Origin of the sequence: Actinomadura viridis (genome assembly GCF_015751755.1) — a bacterium.
Lineage (GTDB): Bacteria > Actinomycetota > Actinomycetes > Streptosporangiales > Streptosporangiaceae > Spirillospora > Spirillospora viridis.
This window is the reverse complement of sequence record NZ_JADOUA010000001.1, coordinates 1,286,697-1,309,042: the sequence shown is the minus strand read 5'-3', so window position 1 is coordinate 1,309,042 and position 22,346 is coordinate 1,286,697. Positions and strand designations below refer to the sequence as shown.

Here is a 22,346-nt window from a genome sequence, read left to right as displayed (position 1 = left end):
CCGCGCGGCCCGTTCACCATTCGGCGCGGCCTCCGTCGGGGTGCCGCCATACGGGGGGCCGCCAGCGGTGGCCGATGCGGTCGGCGCGGCGGACCGCGGCCTCGTCGATCTCGATTCCCAGGCCGGGCGCCTCCCAGCGTTCGACCGAGCCGTCCACGAACGCGAACGGCGACCGGTCGGCCATGTAGTCGAGCAGCTCGGCGCCGTCGTTGTAGTGGATGCCGATGCTCTGCTCCTGGATGAGGAAGTTCGGCGTCGCGAACGCCACCTGCAGGCTCGCCGCCAGCGACAGCGGGCCCAGCGGGCAGTGCGGGGCGAGCATCGCCCCGTACACCTCGGCGAGCGAGGCGATCCGCCGGACCTCCGAGATCCCCCCGGCGTGGGACAGGTCGGGCTGCGCCACCCCGATCCCGGCCTGCAGCGCGGGCAGGAACTCCGCCCGCGAGAACAGCCGCTCGCCGCACGCGATGGGCGTGGTGGTGGCCGCGACCAGGTCGCCGAGCCGGTGCGTGTACTCCGGCAGCACCGGCTCCTCGACGAACAGGGGGCGGAACGGTTCCAGCAGCGGCACCAGGCGCCGCGCGGCCGGGACCGCGACCCGGCCGTGGAAGTCGACCGCCACGTCGTTGCCGTCCCCGATCGCCTCGCGGACGGTCGCGACCCGCCCGATCACCTGGTCGATCTCGCGGGCGGTCGGGAACGGGCCGATCCGCCCGGAGGCGTTGATCTTCACGGCGGTCAGCCCGGCCTCCATCTGCGCGGCGGCCGACTCCCCCACCGCGCCGGGCTCGTCCCCGCCGACCCAGCCGTACACCCGGACCCGGTCGCGGACCGCGCCGCCGAGCAGCTGGTGCACCGGAACGCCCAGGGACTTGCCCAGGATGTCCCAGAGGGCCTGGTCGATCCCGGCGACCGCGCTGGAGAGCACCGGGCCGCCCCGGTAGAACGCCGCCTTGGTCATGGCCTGCCACAGATCCTCGACGCGCCGCGGGTCCTCCCCGATCAGCAGGTCGGACAGCTCCTCCACGGCGGTACGGGTGGTCGCGGCGCGTCCCTCGACCACCGGCTCACCCCAGCCGGCGATCCCCTCGTCCGTCTCCACCCGGCAGAACAGCCAGCGCGGCGGTACGAGGAACGTCTCCACTCGGGTGATCTTCACGGTCGGCTCTCCTCATGGCGCACACGCGCCCGCCCCCTTCTCCCGGCGCCGTGCCCTCCGCAGGCGCCACGCGTTCCGGGACTGCCCGCCCCGTCACGCCGAACTCTTGGTGATGCTCCAGCCCCCGTCCACGTACAGCGACGTGCCCGTGACGTACGAGGCGTCCGGCCCGGCCAGGAACGCGACCGCCCCGGCGACCTCCTCCGGGTTCCCGAGCCGGCCCGCGACCGTCTCGGCGGCGCTGCGCTCCCGCTCCTCGGCGCCGATCCCCTCCCACTGAGCGGTGAGGATCGGCCCCGGCAGCACGGCGTTGACCCGCACGCCGGGGCCGTACTCGACGGCGAGCTGCCGGGTCAGGCCGGTCAGCCCGGCCTTGGCCGCCGCGTACGCGGGACGGGACGGGAGCCCGAACGAGGCGTGCACGGACGAGACGATCACGATCGCGGCCCGGTCGCTGGCCCGCAGGTCCTCCAGCGTCGCCCTGACGCCGAGGAACGTCCCGGTGAGGGTGACGTCGAGCTGGCGCCGCCAGGAGTCCAGCGTCAGCTCGTGCGCCGGGCCCGGCTCGTACAGCAGGGCGTTGGAGACCAGGACGTCGGCCGTGCCGAGCGCGCGGTGGCACGCCTCCATGGCGCGTTCCCAGGCGCCGGGGTCGGCGACGTCGCAGAGGACGCCCAGCGCGGCGGCGCCTCCGGCGGTCAGTTCCGCGGCGACCCGCTCCACCTCGGGGGACACGTCCAGCAGCGCCACGGCGTACCCGTCGGCCGCCAGGCGCCGCGCGGTCGCCGCGCCGATCCCCTGGGCGGCGCCGGTGACGACGGCGACCGGTCGTGAGGTCGTCATGCCCGTTCCCCGCCTTCCATGCCCACCACGCCCTCCGCGCCCTCGCCTTCCACCGTCACCCGGATGCCGAGGGACGTCGAGGCGCCGGGGTCGAGCCGCTCCCACGGCCCGAGCGCCTCGCACTCGACGATCCGGTCCGGCGGTGCGAGCCCGCCGAGATGCTCCAGCGGCCGGTCCAGGGGGTACTCCATCCACACCTCGGCGCGCGAGCCCCCGTCCGGGTACGCGGCGTCCTCGTGGACGTCGAAGTCCATCGTGATCCGGTGCCGCCCGCGCGTGTAGGTCAGCCGGCCCGTGGCGCCGGGGAAGCCGAGCTTGCCGACGACGTCCTGGGCCGGGACCTCCACGGTCCCGCCGTCCCGCGGGCGGGTCCAGGCGGGCGCGGCCGTGCCGGTCGCGAGCTCGACCGGCTCCTCGAAGCCGGGTCCGACCGCCACGCGGACGGTCCCGCCGCCCGGGTACTGGGCGACGTTCCACAGCGCCCAGCGCACCGGCGCGGCCGACGCGTTGACCGCCGTGAGCCGCAGGTCGTAGGCGGCCGTCCCGGCCTCCACCCGGAACTCGCGGCGGAGCCGCAGCCCCGTACGCGGGTCGTGCCCGCTCTCCAGCGTGACGCTCGCGCGCCCCGGCCCGGTGCGGACCCGCGCGGTGTACGGGCCGGAGTCCAGCACCGGATCGGGCGGCCCCGCCCACTCCCGCGCCGACGACCATCCCTGCGGGGCGGGCCAGGTCTTGTCACCGCCGTAGTTCGCCCAGTTCGCCATCGGCCCCGAGGCGGGTTCCGGCCGGTGCCCGCTGGCCGGGTGCAGCCGGTCGTCCAGCAGCGCCGGGTTGCGCCACAGCAGCTCGGTGCCGTGGTGGCGGAGGCTCAGCAGCCTTCCGCCCAGCGCCGGGACGACGCCGAGCCGCAGCGGCCCGGTGCCGAGCCACAGCACCTCGTACGGGCCCGACGTGTCCGTCCGGACCTCGACGCCGCCCGTCACCGTTCGGGGTCCGGGACGAGGCAGACCTTGCCCTCGCTGGCCCCGGCGGCGAGCGCGTACGCCTCGTCCGCCCGCGAGAAGGCGAAGGTGTCGCTCACGACCTTCTCGGGGCTCAGGCCCCAGCCGACGAGGTTGCGCGCCAGCTCGCTCATCGCCGGGAGCGAGGTCACCCAGGAGGCGTGGATGGTGAGCTGCTTGTGCAGCAGCGTGTCCGACACCTCGGTGAGCAGGTCGCCGCCCTCGCCGACCAGGGACACGTGCCCCCACTCGGCCGCCGCCTCCAGCGCCAGGCTCCGGCCGGGGCGGGTCCCCGAGCAGTCGATGGTCACGGCCGCCCCGCCGCGTCTGGTGATGTCCGCGACCTCCTCCACCGTGCCGTCGCCGGGCGCGAGGGTGCGGTCGAACACGCCGAGCGTCTCCGCCCAGCCGCGGCGCGGCCCGGACGGCTCCACCCCGACGACCTTGCGCGCCCCCATGCCGCGCCCGATCATCCCGGCCGCCAGCCCCACCGGGCCGAGCCCCACCACCAGCAGGTCGGTGTCGCCGCTGACCCCGGCGCGCCGCAGGCCCTCGTACGCGGTGCCGAACCCGCAGGCGATGAGCGCGCCGTCCACGTAGGACAGCTCGTCGGGCAGCGGCACGCAGGTCCGCTCCTCGGCCAGCAGGAACGGGGCGTGCCCGCCGTCGCGCTGCCATCCGTACGACTCGCGCCCGAAGGCGCAGCTGATGTAGTGCCCGCGGCGGCAGTTGTCGCACAGGCCGCAGCCCACGATGTGGTACACGATCACGCGGTCGCCCACGCCGAACCGCCGTACCCCCGGCCCGGCGGCGACGATCCGGCCGGACGGCTCGTGCCCCGCGATCACGCCCCGGTAGGCCGGGCCGTCCACGCCCCGGTACCCCTTGTAGCCGCGGTAGATGAAGCCGATGTCGCTGCCGCAGATGCCCGAGGCGCCGATCTCGACCAGCACCTGGCCGTGCCCCGGCCGCGGCACCGGGTACTCGCGCGGCTCCGCCGTGGAGTCCCCGGGCAGGAAGACGCCCTTCATGGTCGCCGGTTCCGTCGTCGTCATGCTCACCACCAGCCGTCAGGAGGCCGCCGCGGCACGCCCGCGGCGGGCCACGATCACGTTCACCAGCACCGCGCCGACGATGATCACACCGCGCACCACGTTCTGGAGGAAGGAGTCCACGCCGAGCAGCACCAGCCCGTTGCCGATCACGGTGATGAACACGACGCCGAGCAGGGTGCCGAGCATCGCGCCGCGCCCGCCGGCCAGCGCGGTGCCGCCGATCACCACCGCGGCGATCACGTCGAACTCCAGCCCGGCGGCGGCGCCGCCGCTGCCCGACCCCAGCCGGGCCGCCAGCAGGATGCCGGTCACCGCCGACAGGAACCCGGTGGTGGCGAACAGCAGCACCCGGGTCCGCTTGAGGTCGATGCCCGCCAGCCGCGCGGCCGCCGCGTTCCCGCCGATCGTGTAGACCGAGCGTCCGTACGCGGTGTACCGGGCGATGTAGGCGAACACCCCGAACAGCACCAGCATGATGACGGCCGCGGCCGGGACGCCCAGCACGTCCCCGCCCAGCACGTCGAACGTGCCGCTGCTCGGGAGCGTCACCGGCAGCGCGTCGGTGAGGTAGAGCCCCAGCCCGCCGAGGATGCTCCACAGGCCCAGCGTCGTGATGAACGACGGCACGTCGAACACGGCCCGCAGCCAGCCCGCGATCGCTCCCCACACCGCCCCGAGGAGCAGGGTGAGCACGATCGCCCCGGCGACCCCGAGCCCCCACTCGGTGCTGCCCTTGGCGACCAGCACCGAGGCGAAGGCCGTCGCCGGGCCGATGCTGATGTCGATCTCCCCCGCGATGATGACGAGGGTGACGCCCCACGCGGCGATCCCGATCATGGCGGCGTCGCGCAGCATGCCCAGCTGGTTGTGCACCGACAGGAAGCCCTCGGCCGAGCTGCCGAGCGCCACGTACAGGACGACGATGGCGACCAGCAGGCCGATCTCGTTCAGCTGGTGCGCCCGCCCGGCGAGCAGCCGGGCAGCCGCGCCCCCGGAGCGGGCGCCGGGCGGCGAGGGGGCCCGGCCGGTCTGTGCGGTGGTCATGGTGATCTCGCTCTCCTCGATGCTCGTTGCTCGGCCGCGTGGGCCCGCTAGGCCGCCATCGCGGCGGACAGGACGGCGTCGACGGTCACGTCATCGCCGGTGAACTCGGCGGCGACCTCGCCGCCGCGCAGCGCGATCACCCGATCGCACACCAGGGGCAGCTCCTCCAGCTCCCCGGACACGAAGAGCACGGCCGCGCCCTGGTCGGCCAGCTCCCGGACCAGCCGGTAGATCCCCTCCTTGGCCTCCACGTCGACGCCCCGGGTCGGCTCGTCCAGCAGCAGGATCCGGCTGCCCGCGTGCAGCCACCGGCCGATCACGGCCTTCTGCTGGTTGCCCCCGCTGAGGGTGACGACGGGGGTACGGCTCGACGCGGTGGCGATCGACAGCCGCCCGATCAGCCCGCGGGCGGCGCCGTCGATCTTGGACGGCACCACGGAGGTGCCCGTGCTGACGGCGCCGTAGTCGGACATCACCATGTTCTCGCCGACGCCCAGCAGGGGGACGATCGCCTCCCGCTTGCGGTCCTCGGGCGTCAGGCCGACGCCGCGCCGCTTCATGCCGGCCGCCGTGACGCGGGGGACCTCCGCGCCGTCCACCCGGACGGTCCCGGCGGCGATCGGGTCGAACCCGGCGACGGCCCGCAGGATCTCGGTGCGTCCCGAGCCCATCAGCCCGGCCAGGCCCAGGATCTCGCCGGGGTAGAGGTCGAAGGACACCTCCACGACCTTCGGCGGGACGCGCACCCCCGACACCGACAGCCGGGGCACGCCGGTCCGGTCCACCTCGCGCGCCCGCGGGCGGGCGGCGGCCCGGTAGGCCGAGCCCAGCATCATCGCCACGGCCTCATCGGTGGAGGTCGTCGCCATGTCGACGGTGCCCACGACCTCGCCGTCGCGCATGACCGTCGCCGTCCGCGCGATCCGCCGGATCTCGTCGAGCCGGTGGCTGACGTAGACGACGGCGACCCCGCTCTCGGCGATCCGCCGGACCGCCTCCAGGACGGTCTCGACCTCGGCCGCCGCCAGCGCGCTGGTGGGCTCGTCCAGGATCAGCAGCCGCGGCTCGCGGCGCACCGCCCGGCAGATCTCCACCAGCTGCTGCTCCGCCAATGGGAGCGTTCCAACCTGGGCGTCCGGGGCGATGTCCAAGCCCAGCCGCTCGAAGATCTCACGGGCCGCGCGGCGCATCGCGGCATGGTCGACCCGCCCGCCGCCGCGCGGCCAGGCGCCCAGGAACAGGTTCTCCGCCGCCGTCATCCCCGGCACCAGGCTGAGTTCCTGGTGGACGGTCTCCACGCCCAGCTCGCCCGCGCGGCGCACGCCACCGTCGCCCAGCGGCACGCCGTCGATCTCCACGGTGCCGGCGTCGGCGCGCTCGACGCCCGACAGCACCCGGATCAGGGTGGACTTGCCCGCGCCGTTGCGGCCGAGGAGCGCCCGGACCTCCCCCGCCTCGATCTCGAGGCTCGCGCCGGTCAGCGCCCGGACACCGGGATAGTGCTTGGTGACGTCGGTGATGCGTACCAGGGTCATGAGGAATCCTTCTCTCGGAGGCTCGCGTGGGACGGGGGCGGCCTACGGGATGCCATCGGGGTGCTCCCGCAGCCAGCGCGCGCCGTCCTGGGCACCGAGATACCGGTCCACCGGCGCGGGGATGATGAACGAACCCCCCGGCCTGCCCTCCAGCACGTCCTGCGCGGCCCGGCCCGCCAGCCGGCCGACCTTGATCCCGGAGATGTCCGCGACGCCCTTGAGGACCCGCCCGTCCTGGAGCTTCTTGGCCGCGTCGACGGACATGTCGCCGCCGAACACCACCGTCTTCCCGGCCCTGCCGCGCGCCTCGACCGCCCGGACCGCGCCGAGCGTCTGGGACCCGGCCTCGCCGTAGAAGGCGTCCAGGTCGGGGTGGGCGACCAGCAGCTGCTCGGCCCGCTCGACCGCCTCGTCCATCTGGAGGCCCTGCTGGTTGGCCACGATCCGGGCGCCGGGCACCTTCTCCTTCAGGGCCTGCTCGAAGCCCTTGCGCCGTTCGATGCAGACCTCGAACTGCTCGCAGTTGATGATCCCAACCCGGGGGCTCCTGACCCCCGCGGACCGGAAGTGATCGCCCATCTGCTCGCCGCTGACCCGCCCGAACTCGGCCGGCGAGCCCAGCACGAAGGCGCGCACGTACTCGCGGGCCTTCGCGTCCTCGATGCAGGTGTTGTAGCAGATGACCGGGACGTCGCTCTCCTTCGCCAGCCGCAGCGCCGGGATCGACGCGGTGGCCGACGCGGGCGAGACGATGAGCGCGTCCACCTTGGCCGAGCTCATCGTGTTGATGAAGGAGCTCTCCCTGGCCGGGTCCGACCGGATGTTGGTCTGGACGAGCTGCGGCCCGCCGTCCAGGGTGGCGCGCAGGCCCCGGCCGACTCCGGCGTAGTAGCCCTCGGCGTTGAGGTAGACGACGCCGATCCGGCCGTTCTCGCCCACCTTGCCGCAGGCCGCCGCCGTGGCCGCCAGGACCATGACCGTGACGAGCACGGCCAGGGCACGGCGCTTGGCATGGTTCATCGACGTTCTCCTCGTTCACCGCGTGATGGCGCTCACCTTGTTTAACGCCTCCGTAGCGGTGACGTCAACATTAATTCATAATTTATGGTTAGTAGGGGCTGAGGGGCCCGCTAGGGTACTCGCCGAGACCGAAGGGGGAGAGACGCCGGTGGTGCGCTACTCAGAGCGGGGCCTGCACGGCCAGACGGTGCAGGAGATAGCCCGCCGCATCCTCACGGGGGAGCTGAGCCCCGGCGACACCATCGACGTGGCCGCCCTCGGCGCCGAGCTCGACCTCAGCCTGACCGCGCTCCGCGAGGCCCTGAAGGTCCTGGCGGCCAAGGGCCTGGTCGCCTCGCGCCAGAAGCGCGGCACCTTCGTGCGCCCCCGTTCCGACTGGAGCCTGCTCGACCCCGACGTCATCCGCTGGCAGTTCGCCAACCGCGACGACGACACGTTCCTGGAGAACCTCGGCGAGGTCCGCGCCATCATCGAGCCCCAGGCCGCCCGCCTGGCCGCCCTCCGCCGCACCGCGCACGACCTGGCCGCCCTGGACGGCGCCCTGTCCGCGATGGAGAACGCCGGCGGCGACCCGGCCCTGGCCGTGGAGGCCGACCTGGCCTTCCACCGGTCCCTGCTGACCGCCACCCACAACGAGCTCCTGGAACGGATGGAGATCGTGATCGAGGTCGGCCTGGCCGAACGCGACCGCCTCGTCCACGGCGTCCGCCCCCACGACGATCCGGTCCCCAGCCACCGCGCCGTCCTGGACGCCGTCCACCGGTCCGACCCCGCCCGCGCCGAGGAGGCCATGCGCGACCTCCTCGCCAAGGCCAGCCGCGACCTGGACACCCTCCGCAACGACTGAACGCGCCCGTCCCCTCGCGGCCGGGCGCGTTCAGGTGGAGCAGGTACCGTCCCGGGCGCCAAGGACCTTTCGCACTTCCACCCCACACCGTCCCAGGCAAGGCGGAACCCACAGATACTGTGGCGAGCATGTCGATCGCTCGAACTTCGCAGGCGGCGAGCGGAGAGCCGCGGCTGTACCGGCGGATGCTCGTTCTCGCCGCCGCGATCCTCCTCATCGATCAGGCCTCGAAGGCCTGGGCGATCTCGGCGCTCTCGGACGGCCGGAACATCACGCTGATCCCGGACCTGCTCGGGCTGCGCCTCCTGTACAACCCCGGCGCCGCGTTCTCCATCGGAGCCGAGTCCACCTGGGTGTTCACCCTGGCGACGGCCGTCACGGTCGCCGGCGTCCTGTTCGTGGGCAGGCGGCTGCGCTCGGCCGCCTGGACCGCCGCGCTCGGCGGGCTCCTGGGCGGCGCCGCCTCCCACCTGCTCGACCGCCTCTCGCGCGAGCCCGGATTCGGGCGAGGGCATGTCGTCGACTTCATCGACTACGGCGTGTTCGTGGGCAACATCGCCGACATCGCCCTCACCGTCACCTGCGCCGCGATCTTCCTGCTCAACCTGCGCGGCGTCCCCCTCGGTGACGCAGCCGACCGGCCAGAGCCGGAACCACCCGCGGCGGAAGACGGCGGAGCTCCGCCCGCCCGAACGGAACGAGCCTGAAACCGGCCTGCAGTGATCGGCCCTTGACCTGCCCCCGTCCCCAGGTCACCGCGGGGTGAGCCTGATCACCGGGTACTCCCGGTCGGATTTGCTCTGGTACTTCGCGTAGCGGGGCTGGGCGGCCGTGATGCGCCCCCACGCCTGCTCACGATCGGCGCCTTCGAGCCGTGACGCCGTCACCGGGACGGCGTCACGGCCGGGCAGTTCGATCGAGACCTGGTCGGTGTGCGCCACCAGATTGGCGTACCAGTCCGGGTGCCGGGCCCCACCGCCCGACGCGATGATCAACCGCGCGTCCTCGCCGCCGTCGAACCACGCCAGCGGCGTCTCCCGCCGCTGCCCGCTCCGGCGCCCCACCGTGTGCAGGATCAGTACGTCCATGCCCATGAGCTTGCTGCGGCCACGTCGGATACGCGTGTTCGTGAAAGCGTTCATTCGCCGCTGCACCCACTGCGAGAACGCCCCGGGCGAACCACTCCCGCGTCCCCCGTCACTACCCGTCCGCTGATTCTGTGTCATCGGCTACCTCCAGCCAGTCCCGTCCGACTCGCGACACCCCTGTCCCGCACGGCCGACCATGATCAGGCTCCTCCCACGGCTCCGACCTGGTCGCGGCCCCTCGAAGCCGAGGCCGGCGCGCCGTACGCCAGAAGGCGTCCAGGCCGCCCTCCGGAAGCGGGTCAACGGTGTTCGTGGTGGTCACGCTAGGTGCGGCTCGGGGGCCGGCGCTTCTCGATTCCTGATCGGTCTGGCCGACTCCGTTCCTCCACTCACGACGGAGTCCACGCACAGCAACAGACTTCACCCGGCCTGCCCCGGGAGAACGCCGCCCTACGGAGCTGCCCTGGAACCAGTCGTCAATCTGGTCGACGGCACTGGGCCCGGCGATCACGCCGACGGCGATCGGGCGGCGCCTGCCGCCGGTCGCCGTCGAGCTGGTCATGGTGTCCGGTTCTGCCAAGGGTCGCATGGCTGGAAGACGAATGCGGACGGCGGTTCTTGCGGTCGCCGGCGCGAAATCTTCGTGCCGGCGACCGCATGCGCCGTCGAGCGGAGTCGGGCGGCGCCGGGCGGGGATCGGACAAGGGTCGATCAGCGCAGGCCGTAGGCGCGGATCATGGTGTGATCGAGCGAGTTGCCCTCGCCGTCGCCGGCGCGCAGGCGGAGCGAGACGTGCCCGTCGTGCCGTTCGGGGTGGACGACGTCGGCCTGCCACCGGTTCTCCGCCGTGGCGGTCACCTTGGCCGGCTGCCAGGTGGCGCCTTCGTCGTAGGACACCTCGACGGTGAGCGTCCGCATGGTCGGAAGTGGGGGCGTCAGATCGTGGTCGCGATTCTCGGTGGCCCGGATGTCCAGCCGGAAGGGCTCGCCGCCCGGTGCCCGGTTGGTCTCGTCGAACGCCCCGCTGGTACGCAGGCTGACGAGCGGTGCCTGCTCCATCGTCGTGAACTCCGGCGTGTACGGGAACGTCCAGCGCGTGTCCACCCTGGTGCCCAGTCCCGTCCACGGGGCCTGGCGGGACGCGGTGGCGTGCAGCGAGTAGGACGCCCGCCCCGGCGGGGTGTCGACGAACACGGCATCGGTGTCGGCCGACCCCAGGAGCACGCCGTTGCGGTACAGCGCCGTCCTGGCCGTGACGACGCCCGATTCCGGGTCGACGTTCTGCACCTCGGCGCTCACCGGCGCGAACGCCTCGAAGCCGAACTGCATTCTCGAGGTGGGGGACTTGCGGGCGGTCTGAGGTGACGAGCCCAGCGCGGCGGAGCTCCAGGCATGGACGGTCTTCTGCCCGGCTTTCATCGGGGGGTTGACCGCCCTCTCGGAGAAGTAGGACGTCTCCAGGTACCTGCGCCACGTGACCCCGGGGGCCACCGAGTACAGCTCCGTGCGGCGCCCCGGAGCCGTCACCGGGAACTGGCCGATGCCGTAGGCGTAGAGCGGGTGGTTCGGCAGCTCCACGTAGGTGACGCGCTGCCCGGAGAACGGCCGATCTGCGTGGTACCGGGAATCCAGCACCGCGAGCTGCGCGTCCTGGACGCGGTACCGCGGTTCGGCGGGGATCCGGCGCCGGGTGAACAGGGCGAGGTGGTACGCGCGGGGCCCTTGGGGCTCGACCCGTTGGGCCATGAAGTAGAAGTCGTACGGCCTGTCCTTGACCTCCGGGGCGCCCACCGCGTAGAGGCCGACCGCCGGGTCGTAGGTGCCGACGTAGAAATCGTGGGGGACGTCTGCGACGGTCTCCACGACGCCGATCTCGTCGAATCCGCTCTGCGTGGCCGTCGGGCTGTCCAGCTGGACGGCGGCCCTCCTGCCGCGACGGGCGTCGACGGTGATGTCCATGTCCCGGCCGACGTCCAGCACGGGGTGGGAGAACAGCGTGGAGTCCTTGAGCGTTCCGTCCGCGGTGACGGTGTTCACGGCGGCGGTCACCTCGTACCGGCCGGACGGGACCTCGGCGACGATGGACCCGGCGCTGACGTAGGTGGGCATGTACTCGCCCGTGCGCAGATCGACGACACCGACCGAGGGAAGGCTCTCCAGCCTGCCTCCGACGGGCTTTCCGGTCCGGTCGATTCCCGACACCTTCACCCTGTGGAGCGCGGGTTCCCGCTGTGCCCCGACGGGCAGACGCAGCTCGTGCGCGCCGTCCGCCGACTTCGCGGTGAGACCACCGCTGTACGCGCCCGCCGGATTCGCCGCGGGATCGGCCGTGACCATGGCGCTCGCCGTCCCGCCTGCGGGGATCTGGACCCGAGCGGGGCTCACGGTGAACAGATCGGCCGACCCGCCGTCCGGGCCCTTCGCGGAGACGGCCAGGTCGAGCGTCACAGCGGAGCCGGACTCGTTGCGGAAGGTCACGCCCTTGGCGACCGTGTCGCCGCGAAGCCGGAAGGACAGGCTGCCCTCCTCCGCCCAGACCCGCTGGGCGACCGCGCGCCCGACGTCGACGCGTCCCGCTCCCTGCCTGTAAACGCTGTCGTCGGCGCTGGGACGCGCGGTGTTCATCAGTGCGGCCTTGAGACGCGCGGGCGCCCATCCGGCATGCCGCTCGGCCAGGAGGGCGGCGGCTCCCGCCACATGCGGCGCCGCCATGGACGTGCCGTCGGCGCGCGTGTAACGGTCGCCGACCGGTTCGCCCATCTCCGTGCCCTCGGCGCGGGCCGCCGCGATCCCGACGCCGGGGGCGGTGATGTCCGGCTTGATCGCGCCGTCTCCGTAACGCGGGCCGGAGGAGGAGAACTCGGCGAGCCGGTCGCCGCCGTCCACGGCGCCGACCGTCAGGGCCGATTCGGCCACCGCCGGGACGGACACCGTCCGCTCACCCCCGGCATTGCCCGCCGCGATCACGAACAGCGTCCCGGTCGCCGCGGTGAGGCTGTCGACGGCGGTCGACAGCGGGTCGCTTCCGTCGCTGGGGATGTCCACGCCCAGGCTCATGTTCACCACGCGAGGACGCTGCGCCGCTGCCCACTCCATGCCGGCGATGACCTGTGACAACGACCCCTGGCCAGTGTCGTCCAGCACTTTGCCGACCACCAGCCGGGCATCAGGGGCCACGCCCCGGTACTTTCCGTCGGCGACACCATCGCCGGTGATGATCGAGGCGACGTGCGTGCCGTGCCCATGGCCGTCCTTGGTACCGGTCGCGCTCCCGGTGAAATCCCTCGCGGCGGCCACGGACCCGGCCAGGTCCGGGTGACCTGCGTCGATGCCGGTGTCGAGGACGCCCACCGTCACCCCCTTGCCGGTGTGCCCCGCCTGCCAGGCGGCCGGCGCGCCGATCCGGGGGACGCTCTCGTCCAGGGTCGCCCGTACGCGAGCGTCCAGCCACACCCGCTTCACGCCGCGGGGGAACGTGGACCGTCCGGAGGTGAGCGAGGTCCAGAAGGCGCCGGCACGGTCCTTGCGCTGGGTCAGGGCCGCGCCGTTCAGCGCCGGCAGCCCCCGGGCCACCCTCGCACCGCCGAGTTCGGGAAGCCCGGTACCCGCCATCCCCGCCACGATCAGCGGGAGGTCCCCACGGCGGGCGTCGTCGTAGCCGTCGCGGACCATCCGGGTCACGTTGAACAGCGCGGGGTCGAGACGTCCTGACATCACCAGGGGCGCGGCGTCGGAGGGGACGATGCTCAGCTCGTTCCCACGCGCCCGGCGGACGAAGGACACGCCCTTGCGTCCGGCTCCCGGCTCCACCTGGACGGACTGCGGTCCGCCGCGTTCCGTGCGCAGGTGGACCCGGTCACCGGTCACCAGCGTCACCGTCCTTCGGCCCGGCTCTCCTCCGGCCAGAGGTTTCGCCGGGGGGTTCGGCGCGCCCGAGGCGGCGGGCACCGCGGGTCCCAGCGAGACGACCGCGACGGCCACCGCGATCGGCACAGCCGTTCTTCGTCGCATCATTCGGCTCCATCCTGTTGATCAACTCACCAGGAAGTGGCCGAACCCGTGCGAGTGTTACACCCGGCCTGTCACGGTCGGCAGCGAGGGGGTCGTCTCAGGCGTGTCCGATCATCCGTTCCGTTCGCCGGAGCGAGTCGGCCGGCGGTACCGGTAGGTCTCATGGTCGGCGTCGGATGCCGCCCGGATGGCGACGGCCGGCGATGACGCCTGCTGGAACGGAGAAGCCCGCACCCCGGCCTGTTCAACCACCGCACTTGCGCATCCACTGCGCGCCCGCCTTCACGTGGGCCGTGTCCAGATAGTCGACCCCGGCGATCCGCTGGGCCTCCCACCACTCCTCTTGGAGCTGCCGCTCACAGCCCTGCCGGCCAGGCTTCCACGCGCACAACTTGAAGCCGCCGGGATCCTTGTGGTCGCGCTTCCGGCCGTCCGGGCCCTCCACGAACCGGACCTTGAGCCCGGCGTCATGAGCCTTCTGAACGAACTCGTTCAGCAGGCGCTGCTCCTCGTCGCTGACCCGGCGGTCGCCGTTCCGGTCCGCGCACTGGCGGTACGAGCCGTTCAGCATGCTGACGCTCTGCGCGTACGCGCGGTCGTACTCGGGGCTGGCGGGGTCGACCTGCGGCGGCAGCGTGCAGCCCTGGCCGGGGGTGAGGAAGAAGGTGACGTTCGGCGGCTGCTTCCCCACGACCGCGCCGGGAGTGTCGCCCGGCATCAGCAGCTGGACTCCCGGCGGCAGGTCCCGGGTCTGATCGATGATCTTCTGGTACGTCGTGTCATCGCCCTTCTTGACCTCCAGGAGGATGACGAACGGCTTCTCGCGGCCCTGGTAGATCTGCCCGCCGTTGGCGGCGGCCCTGGCGATCAGCGGTTCCACGTACGTCTTGCGCAGCGTGCCACGCGAACCGCCGTCGATCTGGTGTTGCAGGTGGAGTTCGCCGTCGTCGCCGACCCAGATGTCGGCCTCGATGCTCGTCGCCCCCTGGTCGAGCGCGCCCCAGAGCGGACGGTCGTTCTCATAGTCGTTGTGGGCGTGCAGGCCCTCGACCCACTTGTTCTCATCGCCGGGCGTACAGGCCGGCTTCGGGATCGGAGGACGCGCGGGCGAAGCGACCGGCGAGGGCACGGGCGTGGGGGACGCGGCGCCCGCCGCGGACCGTGCCGGGCAGCTCTTCCCCATGACCGCGCACACCGCCGACTCGCAGGCCGCCACGACCCGCGTACCGATGTCTCCGGTGACCAGCACGCCCGCGACCACGGCGATGAGCAGTATGACGCCGAGATAGCCGAGAGCGCCCTCGCCGCGTTCGTGATCCACTCGGCACATATGTTCCCCTCCGGCGCCACGGACGACCCGGTGATCTTGATCCGAGGCCACACGACCGTACGGGCTCCGGGTGAGAGCCCACAATCTTTCCAAGTCCGGCACCAGCCGGAAGGGTCCCCAGGCCCAACCGTGCACGCCGGCAGGGCCCGGGCCGGCGGGACGAGACCCCTCCCCCAACGCCCGGAGGCGTACCGGCGTCCGGCGAGAAGCAGCGCAACCAGACGGCCGACCGCGAAGTAGCGCGTCGGCATCATGACCTCAGGCGGCCTCCGGCCCGCCGATAGCATGCACGCAACCGATTCATGAGGAAGCTCGTGTGCATGTCCTTGATGACCTCACCGGATTCTCCGACCGGGCGCGGGGCCTCCTGAGTCGCGCCGGGTGGCGGGAGGTGGGCGAGGCGGCCAGGACGCCGACCGACTTTCTGAATGTCCGTGACCGGGTAGGACGTGTGATCCCTGCGCCGACGGAACTGGTCGTCAGGCGAGAGGGTTTCCATGCCGGATACGGCGGCCTCCGCTACGAGGTGCGGCGCTCGGCGCTCGTCAGCGGGGAACGCCATGACGACTCTCGCCGCTGGGACTTCTCACTGGACGAGGGGATATGGGCGGACGACCGTGGCTGGTTCTTCTCCTGGGCCGGTGCCCGGGTATCGAGCCCGGTCCGGTTTCTGATTCACACGGACGGAAGGGTCGGAGTCAGCGACGGCGGACCGTTCATCGAGGTGGCGGCCTCGGTTCCGCAACTGATCGAAAGTCACGCGATCATGGACCTGGTGTCGTCATGGGACCCGTGCCCCGGCACCCTCGGGCCCGGGGTGTCAACGGAACCTGGAGTCGGACTGGCTGCCCGTATCGATGGCCTCGCAGTGGTGCCTGAGGCGTCCGGACCGTATGACACGTGGTATCTGTCCGATCGCGTTGCCGTACGCATCTACTGGAGTTGGACCAGCCGCCGACCTCGGACTCGGGGACTCCAGATGTGGACCTCGGGAGAGAAAGGGCGCAGGCAAGTAGAGATGGCCGCTGGTAAGCCCTGAACCTTCGCCCTCAGCACCGACTGGAGCGTGGGTCCCGGCGGCCGGCGGCGGTGCGATGCCCATTAAGAAGCACCGATCGTGCGCGGCGCTGACCGATCTCACAGCGGACCGGCGGCGTGGTGAACATATGCTCCGTGACGGTGAGCGAGTGAGAAGACGTCGTCCAGAAGGAGCGCACATGCCCCTGTCCCCCCAACGACCGGCGTCCGGCGCCACGGTGTCCGCGCTGGAGGAGACCTACGAGCTGATCCTCCGCCGCAACCCGGGCGAGCCCGAGTTCCACCAGGCGGTACGCGAGGTTCTGGACGCCCTCGCCCCCGTCCTGGACGCCCGTCCGGAGCTGGCGGACGCCAAGGTCGTCGAGCGGATCACCGAACCCGAGCGGCAGATCATCTTCCGGGTCCCGTGGACGGACGACTCCGGCGAGATCCACGTGAACCGGGGGTTCCGCGTGGAGTTCAACGGGGTGCTGGGGCCGTACAAGGGCGGGCTGCGCTTCCACCCCTCGGTCAATCTGGGGATCATGAAGTTCCTCAGCTTCGAGCAGGTGTTCAAGAACGCGCTCACCGGGCTGTCGCTCGGCGGCGGCAAGGGCGGCAGCGACTTCGACCCGCGCGGCCGTTCGGACGCCGAGGTGATGCGGTTCTGCCAGTCGTTCATGACCGAGCTGCACCGCCACCTGGGCGAGCACACCGACGTGCCGGCCGGCGACATCGGGGTCGGCACGCGGGAGATCGGCTACCTGTTCGGCCAGTACCGGCGGCTCACCAACCGCTGGGAGGCCGGAGTCCTCACCGGTAAGGGCCCCGGCTGGGGCGGCTCGGCGGGCCGCCCGGAGGCCACCGGCTACGGGAACGTGCTGTTCACCGCCGAGATGCTGCGGCTGATCGGGGAGGACTTCGAGGGGCGGCAGGTCGTCGTCTCCGGATCCGGCAACGTCGCGATCCACACGGTGGAGAAGGCCCAGGCGCTGGGCGCCAACGTGGTGACCGTGTCCGACTCCGGCGGCTACGTGGTCGACGAGAAGGGCATCGACCTGGACCTCCTCCGCCTGGTGAAGGAGGTGGAGCGGGGCCGCGTGGCCGACTACGCGGCGGCACGCGGCTCCGCCGCCCGGTACGTCCCCGGCGGCAGCGTCTGGGACGTGCCCGCCGACATCGCCTTCCCGTCGGCGACGCAGAACGAGCTGGACGCGGACGCCGCGGCGACGCTGATCCGCAACGGGGTCAAGGCCGTCTCCGAGGGCGCGAACATGCCGGCCACCCCGGAGGCCGTCCGGCTGTTCCGGGAGGCGGGCGTGGCGTTCGGGCCGGGCAAGGCCGCCAACGCGGGCGGCGTCGCGACCAGCGGCCTGGAGATGCGGCAGAACGCCGGCCGCGAGTCGTGGACGTTCGAGCAGGTCGAGAGCGAGCTGGCCCGGATCATGCGGTCCGTCCACGAGGAGGTGTACGCCACCGCCGAGCGGTACGGGGCTCCGGGCGACTACGTGATGGGCGCCAACATCGCCGGGTTCGAGCGGGTCAGCGACGCCGTCCTGGCCCAGGGCCTCATCTAGGCTCTGTCGCGAAGTCCCGGCCCACAGCGCTCGCCTGGCGGCTCGCGCCTGACCGGGCCGGCGCGGTCGTCGTCCGCCGCGAGGAAGAACCGGCGCAGTGGCTCGGCGAGGGCACGGCCCCGGCCCTGATGGCCCTGCTTCGGAACCATGAGCGAACGTCCCCCGGGGAGCGCGCCGGCAAGGGCCCGTTGCGCGTTCCTGATGTACCGCGGGCTCTTGCCGGCGCTGCGGACCGGCGTCGGCGCGGTCAGCGACTCGGCGAGATCCGCCGGCCAGCCGTCGCCCTGGAGGTACGGCAGAACCATGTCCAGGTCGCCGGGGAGGGCGTGCGCGTTCGAGGTGACGATCCGCCAGAGCGGGAGGATCCGGAGAAACGCCAAGGGCCAGGGCGCGGAACCGGAGGCCGTGGCGGGCGGCGGTCAGCGCCAGCGTCCCGCCGGCCGAGCGGCAGGGCGTCGAACTCACGGAGCTGTCGCGTGTACGCCGCCCCCGCCTCCCCGGCGAGGTAACCCTTCATCCAGCCACCGTGCCGGAACGAGCCGTCCAGGTCCTCGGTCAACTCGCCGGGTGCCTGGAGGACGCCGTCAGGACTCAGCAGCATCTGGATCGTCAGTAGTCCCACCTGGGCTCTCCTTCCTGGTCGCTGCGGTCGGTTCCGGGCTCCCCGGTACGCCGAGGGCCGCCAGCCGAGCGCGGAAGAGCGCCTGTTCGCCGCGGTTCCTGCTGAGCCGAACGGCTTCGGCGAACTGGACCGCCGCGTCGTGGCGGCGTCCCGCGAGCGCGAGGAGCTCCCCCCTGGCGCCGGGCAGGTGCGGATAGCCGCGGAGCCCGGCGGCGTCGATCTCGTCGATGAGGGCCAGACCGTGGGCGGGATCCCCCGCACGTCCGCGCGCCACCGCGCGGTTCAGCTGCACGACGGGTGTCGGCAGGGCGATCGCGAGCATGTCGTAGAGACCGGCGATCCGCGCGTGATCGGTGTCGTCCGCCGACGGTGCGAGCATGTGCTCCGCCGCGATGGCCGCCTGGATCGTGAACGGGCCCAGCGCACCGCCGACGTGCCGCGCGCGGGCGAGCGAGGCGACCCCCCGGCGGATCAGCGTGCGATCCCACCGCGTTCGGTCCTGGTCCTGGAGCAGGACGGGCGACCCATCCGGAGCAGTGCGTGCGGCGGTGCGCGCATGGGTCAGCTCCATCAGGGCCAAGAGCCCGTGGACCTCGGAGATCGACGGGAGGAGGCGGGCCACGAGCCGACCTATGCGCAGCGCCTCTCGGATCAGTTCGGGGCGGACCCAGTCGTCTCCATCAAGAGGGGCGTACCCCTCGTTGAACAGGAGGTAGATGACCTCGATCACGGTTCCGGCGCGTTCGGTGACCTGATCCGCGCCGGGCATCTCCAGCCGGATGTTCTTGTCCCGCAGGACCCGCTTCGCCCGTGAGATCCGCCGGCCGATCACCGCGTCGGACACCAGATAGGCCCGTGCGATCTCCGTCGTCCTCAGGCCCACGACGCAGCGCAGGACCATCGCCGTCCGGTACTCACGGTTGAGTACCGGGTGACAGGCCGTGAACAGCATCTGCAGGAGCTCGTCGTCGAACGGGTTGTGCAGGTCGTCGAGCAGCTCGCCGATGCCGCCGTCGTCCTCGGTGACCACGGCGCCCGCCACCTTCGACATCGCCTTGCCGTCGATCTCCTGCCTGCGCCAGCGGTCGATCGCCTTGTTCTTCCCCGCACGCACGAGCCAGGCGGCCGGATACTCCGGGACGCCGGAGGTGGGCCAGGTCTCCAGCGCCCGTTCGAGCGCCTCTTGGGCGAACTCCTCCGCCTCACCGAGATCGCGCGTGTACCTGACCAGAGCGGCCATGACCCGGGGCGCCTCGGCCCGCCACACCGCCTCCACGGTCGCGACGCTCGTGCGTCGCGCGACACCGTCACCAGGCATCGTGTGCTGCGGCCGCACCGAAGTCCTCGGGCCCCATCACCCTGAGGACCCGCGCCGCCCCCTGCCACTCCGGCCAGTGCACGCGGTGCAGGTTCATGAAGCGGCGGGACCACTCGACGGCCTCCTCCTTGGTCCGCACGTCGTAGAGCGCGTAGCTGATCATCTCCTTCGTGTCGGCGAACGGGCCGTCGGTGATGGTGATCTCGCCGTCGGCCACGGCCACCCGGGCTCCGGCGGAACTGGGCGCGAGGCCGGCGGTGTCGAGGAGTACGCCGGCCCGGGTCGCCTCCTCACCGAGCGCAATGATCGCCTCCATGAGCGCGGGCGGCGGCGGGGTGGACGGCTGCTTGGTGACGTCGAGTACGGCCAGGTAGCGCATCTTCGGTCTTCCCTTCGGAGTGTTCTTTCGTCGTGTTTGCGAGGGATTGCTCAACGGTGCCGCAGGCGGTCAAAGCCTGCGGTGGGGATGCTTCAGGAATTCGAGTGCGATGGCGCTGATCGCGGCGAACAGGGCGATGAGCGAGATCGTGAAGACGACGATGCCCGCTGCCATGCCACCCACACCGGAAGCCATGAACGCGAACGCGAGCACGAACACGGGTGCCACGACGCGCGCGGTCCGGGCGAGACCGGTGCTCCCGTGCGCCGTGAGCCGACGTGCCACCAGGACGAGCCCGATCGCGACGGCGACGAAGCCGACCGCGCCGGCCCCGAAGTGGACGAGCGCACTCGGGCTCGGCGCGTCCGGATCGCCGGACCCGGCCGGGAACCCGTTGCCCGGGTCGACGGGGAAGATCCCGGCCACGACCATGCTGAGACCGAACACCGCGACGAGCGGGGGCACGGCCCGCGATCTCGGCCGCACCGTGGAGAGTCCGATCGCGAAGACGACGAGGAGCGTTCCGGTCGCGATCAGGTTCAGCACGTGGATCCAGCCCTGGTCAGCGAGCGCCAGCTGGCTCCATGCGTGCCGGGTCGGGTCGAAGCCGGGCGTCAGGACGACCTCGGCCAGCGATGTCAGCACGTACAGGGGCCCGGCGATCACGCCGGCGGCGATCAGGCGGCGCCTGCCGCCGGTCGCCGTCGAGCTGGTCATGGTGTCCGGTTCTGCCAAGGGTCGCATGTCTGGAAGACGAATGCGGACGGCGGTTCTTGCAGTCGCCGGCGCGAAATCTTCGAGCCGGCGACCGCATGCGCCGTCTCTGTGGCCCGATGTCCAGCCGGAGGCCTCGCCGCCCGGTGCCCGGTTGGTCTCGTCGAACGCCCCGCTGGTACGCAGGCTGACGAGCGGCGCCTGCACCATCGTCGTGAACTCCGGCGTGTACGCGACGTATCCTTCGCCCGTGGAACTGCGCTTCGAGACGCGCCGGTCCGATTCGCCGTGGGTCGACACCGTGTGGACCTGCACGAACGAGCAGGTCACGGCGATGACGTCAGTCGCGGGGGTGTGCTGGGGCCTGGTGTTCTGGGAGCAGGACGGCCGGGCGTACGCGGGGATCAGCGGTCCCGAGACTCGGAGCGGCACGGCGCCCGTGCCCAATGGCGCGACCTTCACGGGCATCGACTTCGCCGTGGGCACCTCGTTGCGGGCCGTACCGACGTCGGCGCTGGTCAACGGCGGCATCGAGCTCCCCGACACCACACGCCGGACGTTCCGGCTGGACGGCGGGCGCTGGGATACGCCGCACCCCGACGACGCCGAGGGCCTCGTCGAGCGTCTCGTCCGGACCGGCATCGTGGTCCGCGACCTGCTCGTCGCCGAGTCGCTGCGGGGTCACCGCCCGGCCGTCTCGAGGCGCACGGTCGAACGCCGGTTCCGCGTCGCGACCGGGCTGACGCAGGGCGGCGTACGGCAGATCGAGCGGGCCCGCAGGGCGGCGGAGCTGCTGGCGAGCGGCGAATCGGCCGCCGACGTCGTTACCAAGCTCGGCTACTTCGACGAGTCGCACCTGGCTCGGGCGCTGCGCTCCTACGTCGGACGCACCGCCGGGCAGTTGCGCGAGGGCGCCGGCGGCGCGATCGCCCTGGACCTGGATCAGCGCCTGACGTCGTAGACGAGCTTCAGGATCCCGTTCGAGTAGCTCTCCGACTCCCGCAACGTCAGCATCTGCTTGTCGCGGTCGGCGCGGCCGAACACGCTCTTCCCGGCACCGAGCAGCACCGGGAAGACGAGCAGGTTGTACTGGTCGATCAGGCCCGCGTCCGACAGCCGCCGGGCCAGCTCGGCGCTCCCGTGGATGAAGATCGCGCCGCCCTCGCCCTCCTTCAGCGCGGCGACGTCCTCGGTCGAGCGCAGGATCGTCGTCGGCCCCCACCCGTCGACAAGGGCGTCATCCGACAGCGTGGTCGACACCACGTACTTGGGCAGCTCCTTGTAGTCGGCGTGGTCCTCCGAGCCGGGCCAGACCGGTGCGAACGCCTCGTAGCTGCGGCGGCCGAACATCAGCGCCGTCGTGTCCGCGAGCTCCTCGCCCTTCAGCGACCAGGCTTCTGGGACGAACTCAAGGTCCTTGACCACCCAGCCGCCGCTGCGGTGCTCCTCCCCCGGACCGCCGCCGGGCGAGTCCACCACGCCGTCGAGCGACATGAAACCTGTGTAGACCAGGTCACGCATTGTGTTGTCTCCTCATGATCGGGCAGGTTGCCGGGTCCACGCTAGATCGCGGCCGCGGCGGCCGTCTTGGACAGAAACGACAGCGGGGTCAGAAACGCGTGCCGGAACGCACATCACCGGCCCCCTGGGCGGATGGGGCCGGCTGTGGTGGGTGATGTTCCAGACGGACGGCCGCACCCAGCACCGGCTGCTCCTTCCCCGAAGGACAGCAGCGAAGCGAGCCCCGCGACTCTGGCAAGTCGGCGTGCTCACTCGAAGGGCGCGC

19 protein-coding genes are annotated in these 22,346 nt (G+C 72.1%); 4 read left to right on the top strand and 15 right to left on the bottom strand.

All coding sequences use genetic code 11. From position 1 onward, the window contains the following. Positions 1-13: 13 nt before the first annotated feature. From dgoD to IW256_RS05725, 7 genes are all read right to left on the bottom strand, one after another. Positions 14-1,159, bottom strand: coding sequence for a galactonate dehydratase (gene dgoD, locus IW256_RS05755; RefSeq protein WP_197009964.1), 1,146 nt, complete (start codon positions 1,157-1,159; stop codon positions 14-16). 93 nt (positions 1,160-1,252) lie between these two features. Then, positions 1,253-2,002: an SDR family NAD(P)-dependent oxidoreductase gene (locus IW256_RS05750; protein WP_197009963.1), complete on the bottom strand. Its 750-nt coding sequence runs from the start codon at positions 2,000-2,002 to the stop codon at positions 1,253-1,255. After that, positions 1,999-2,985, bottom strand: a complete 987-nt coding sequence (locus IW256_RS05745; protein ID WP_197009962.1) for a DUF4380 domain-containing protein — start codon at positions 2,983-2,985, stop codon at positions 1,999-2,001. Before IW256_RS05745 ends, IW256_RS05750 begins: the two co-directional genes overlap by 4 nt. Beyond that, the gene (locus IW256_RS05740; RefSeq protein WP_197009961.1) at positions 2,982-4,058 is read right to left on the bottom strand and encodes a zinc-dependent alcohol dehydrogenase family protein; all 1,077 of its coding nucleotides are present in this window, start codon (positions 4,056-4,058) and stop codon (positions 2,982-2,984) included. Before IW256_RS05740 ends, IW256_RS05745 begins: the two co-directional genes overlap by 4 nt. 15 nt (positions 4,059-4,073) lie before the next feature. Next, positions 4,074-5,102 (bottom strand): ABC transporter permease, encoded by a 1,029-nt coding sequence (locus IW256_RS05735; RefSeq protein WP_197009960.1) that lies wholly within the window; start codon positions 5,100-5,102, stop codon positions 4,074-4,076. Between the two features lie 47 nt (positions 5,103-5,149). Further along, the gene (locus tag IW256_RS05730) at positions 5,150-6,637 is read right to left on the bottom strand and encodes a sugar ABC transporter ATP-binding protein (protein ID WP_197009959.1); all 1,488 of its coding nucleotides are present in this window, start codon (positions 6,635-6,637) and stop codon (positions 5,150-5,152) included. A gap of 42 nt (positions 6,638-6,679) precedes the next feature. Further along, positions 6,680-7,657, bottom strand: a complete 978-nt coding sequence (locus IW256_RS05725; RefSeq protein WP_197009958.1) for a substrate-binding domain-containing protein — start codon at positions 7,655-7,657, stop codon at positions 6,680-6,682. 148 nt (positions 7,658-7,805) lie between these two features. Between IW256_RS05725 and IW256_RS05720 the strand changes: the two genes are divergently transcribed. Both IW256_RS05720 and IW256_RS05715 read left to right on the top strand, forming a co-directional pair. Further along, a complete protein-coding gene (locus IW256_RS05720) occupies positions 7,806-8,504 on the top strand; it encodes a FadR/GntR family transcriptional regulator (RefSeq protein ID WP_197009957.1) in 699 nt (232 codons plus the stop codon). Positions 8,505-8,632: 128 nt separating this feature from the next. Next, positions 8,633-9,211, top strand: coding sequence for a signal peptidase II (locus tag IW256_RS05715; protein WP_197009956.1), 579 nt, complete (start codon positions 8,633-8,635; stop codon positions 9,209-9,211). Between the two features lie 45 nt (positions 9,212-9,256). Here the strand turns inward: IW256_RS05715 and IW256_RS05710 are convergent, their stop codons facing one another. From IW256_RS05710 to IW256_RS05700, 3 genes are all read right to left on the bottom strand, one after another. Beyond that, positions 9,257-9,646: a nitroreductase family deazaflavin-dependent oxidoreductase gene (locus tag IW256_RS05710; RefSeq protein WP_269217912.1), complete on the bottom strand. Its 390-nt coding sequence runs from the start codon at positions 9,644-9,646 to the stop codon at positions 9,257-9,259. 657 nt (positions 9,647-10,303) lie between these two features. Continuing rightward, positions 10,304-13,603, bottom strand: a complete 3,300-nt coding sequence (locus tag IW256_RS05705) for a S8 family serine peptidase (RefSeq protein ID WP_197009954.1) — start codon at positions 13,601-13,603, stop codon at positions 10,304-10,306. Positions 13,604-13,847: 244 nt separating this feature from the next. Beyond that, on the bottom strand, positions 13,848-14,924 hold the full coding sequence (locus tag IW256_RS05700) for a PI-PLC domain-containing protein (protein WP_197009953.1): 1,077 nt from the start codon (positions 14,922-14,924) through the stop codon (positions 13,848-13,850). A 1,226-nt stretch (positions 14,925-16,150) separates the two neighbouring features. Between IW256_RS05700 and gdhA the strand changes: the two genes are divergently transcribed. After that, complete coding sequence (gene gdhA, locus IW256_RS05695) at positions 16,151-17,527, top strand: NADP-specific glutamate dehydrogenase (protein WP_197009952.1); 1,377 nt, start codon at positions 16,151-16,153, stop codon at positions 17,525-17,527. On the opposite strand, the gene IW256_RS05690 is transcribed toward gdhA, so the two are convergent. The 4 genes from IW256_RS05690 to IW256_RS05675 form a co-directional block, all read right to left on the bottom strand. Continuing rightward, complete coding sequence (locus tag IW256_RS05690; protein ID WP_197009951.1) at positions 17,524-17,907, bottom strand: hypothetical protein; 384 nt, start codon at positions 17,905-17,907, stop codon at positions 17,524-17,526. The genes gdhA and IW256_RS05690 overlap by 4 nt on opposite strands. Before the next feature lie 204 nt (positions 17,908-18,111). Next, positions 18,112-19,425 (bottom strand): RNA polymerase sigma factor, encoded by a 1,314-nt coding sequence (locus tag IW256_RS05685; protein WP_307828745.1) that lies wholly within the window; start codon positions 19,423-19,425, stop codon positions 18,112-18,114. 31 nt (positions 19,426-19,456) lie between these two features. Further along, the gene (locus tag IW256_RS05680; protein WP_197009950.1) at positions 19,457-19,846 is read right to left on the bottom strand and encodes a YciI family protein; all 390 of its coding nucleotides are present in this window, start codon (positions 19,844-19,846) and stop codon (positions 19,457-19,459) included. Between the two features lie 69 nt (positions 19,847-19,915). After that, the gene (locus IW256_RS05675) at positions 19,916-20,890 is read right to left on the bottom strand and encodes a DUF998 domain-containing protein (RefSeq protein WP_197009949.1); all 975 of its coding nucleotides are present in this window, start codon (positions 20,888-20,890) and stop codon (positions 19,916-19,918) included. 4 nt (positions 20,891-20,894) lie between these two features. On the opposite strand from IW256_RS05675, the gene IW256_RS05670 reads away from it, so the two are divergent. Beyond that, entirely contained in the window at positions 20,895-21,521 is a 627-nt protein-coding gene (locus IW256_RS05670; protein ID WP_197009948.1) for a helix-turn-helix domain-containing protein, read from the top strand. On the opposite strand, the gene IW256_RS05665 is transcribed toward IW256_RS05670, so the two are convergent. Next, complete coding sequence (locus tag IW256_RS05665; RefSeq protein WP_197009947.1) at positions 21,503-22,081, bottom strand: dihydrofolate reductase family protein; 579 nt, start codon at positions 22,079-22,081, stop codon at positions 21,503-21,505. The genes IW256_RS05670 and IW256_RS05665 overlap by 19 nt on opposite strands. Positions 22,082-22,346: the final 265 nt, after the last annotated feature.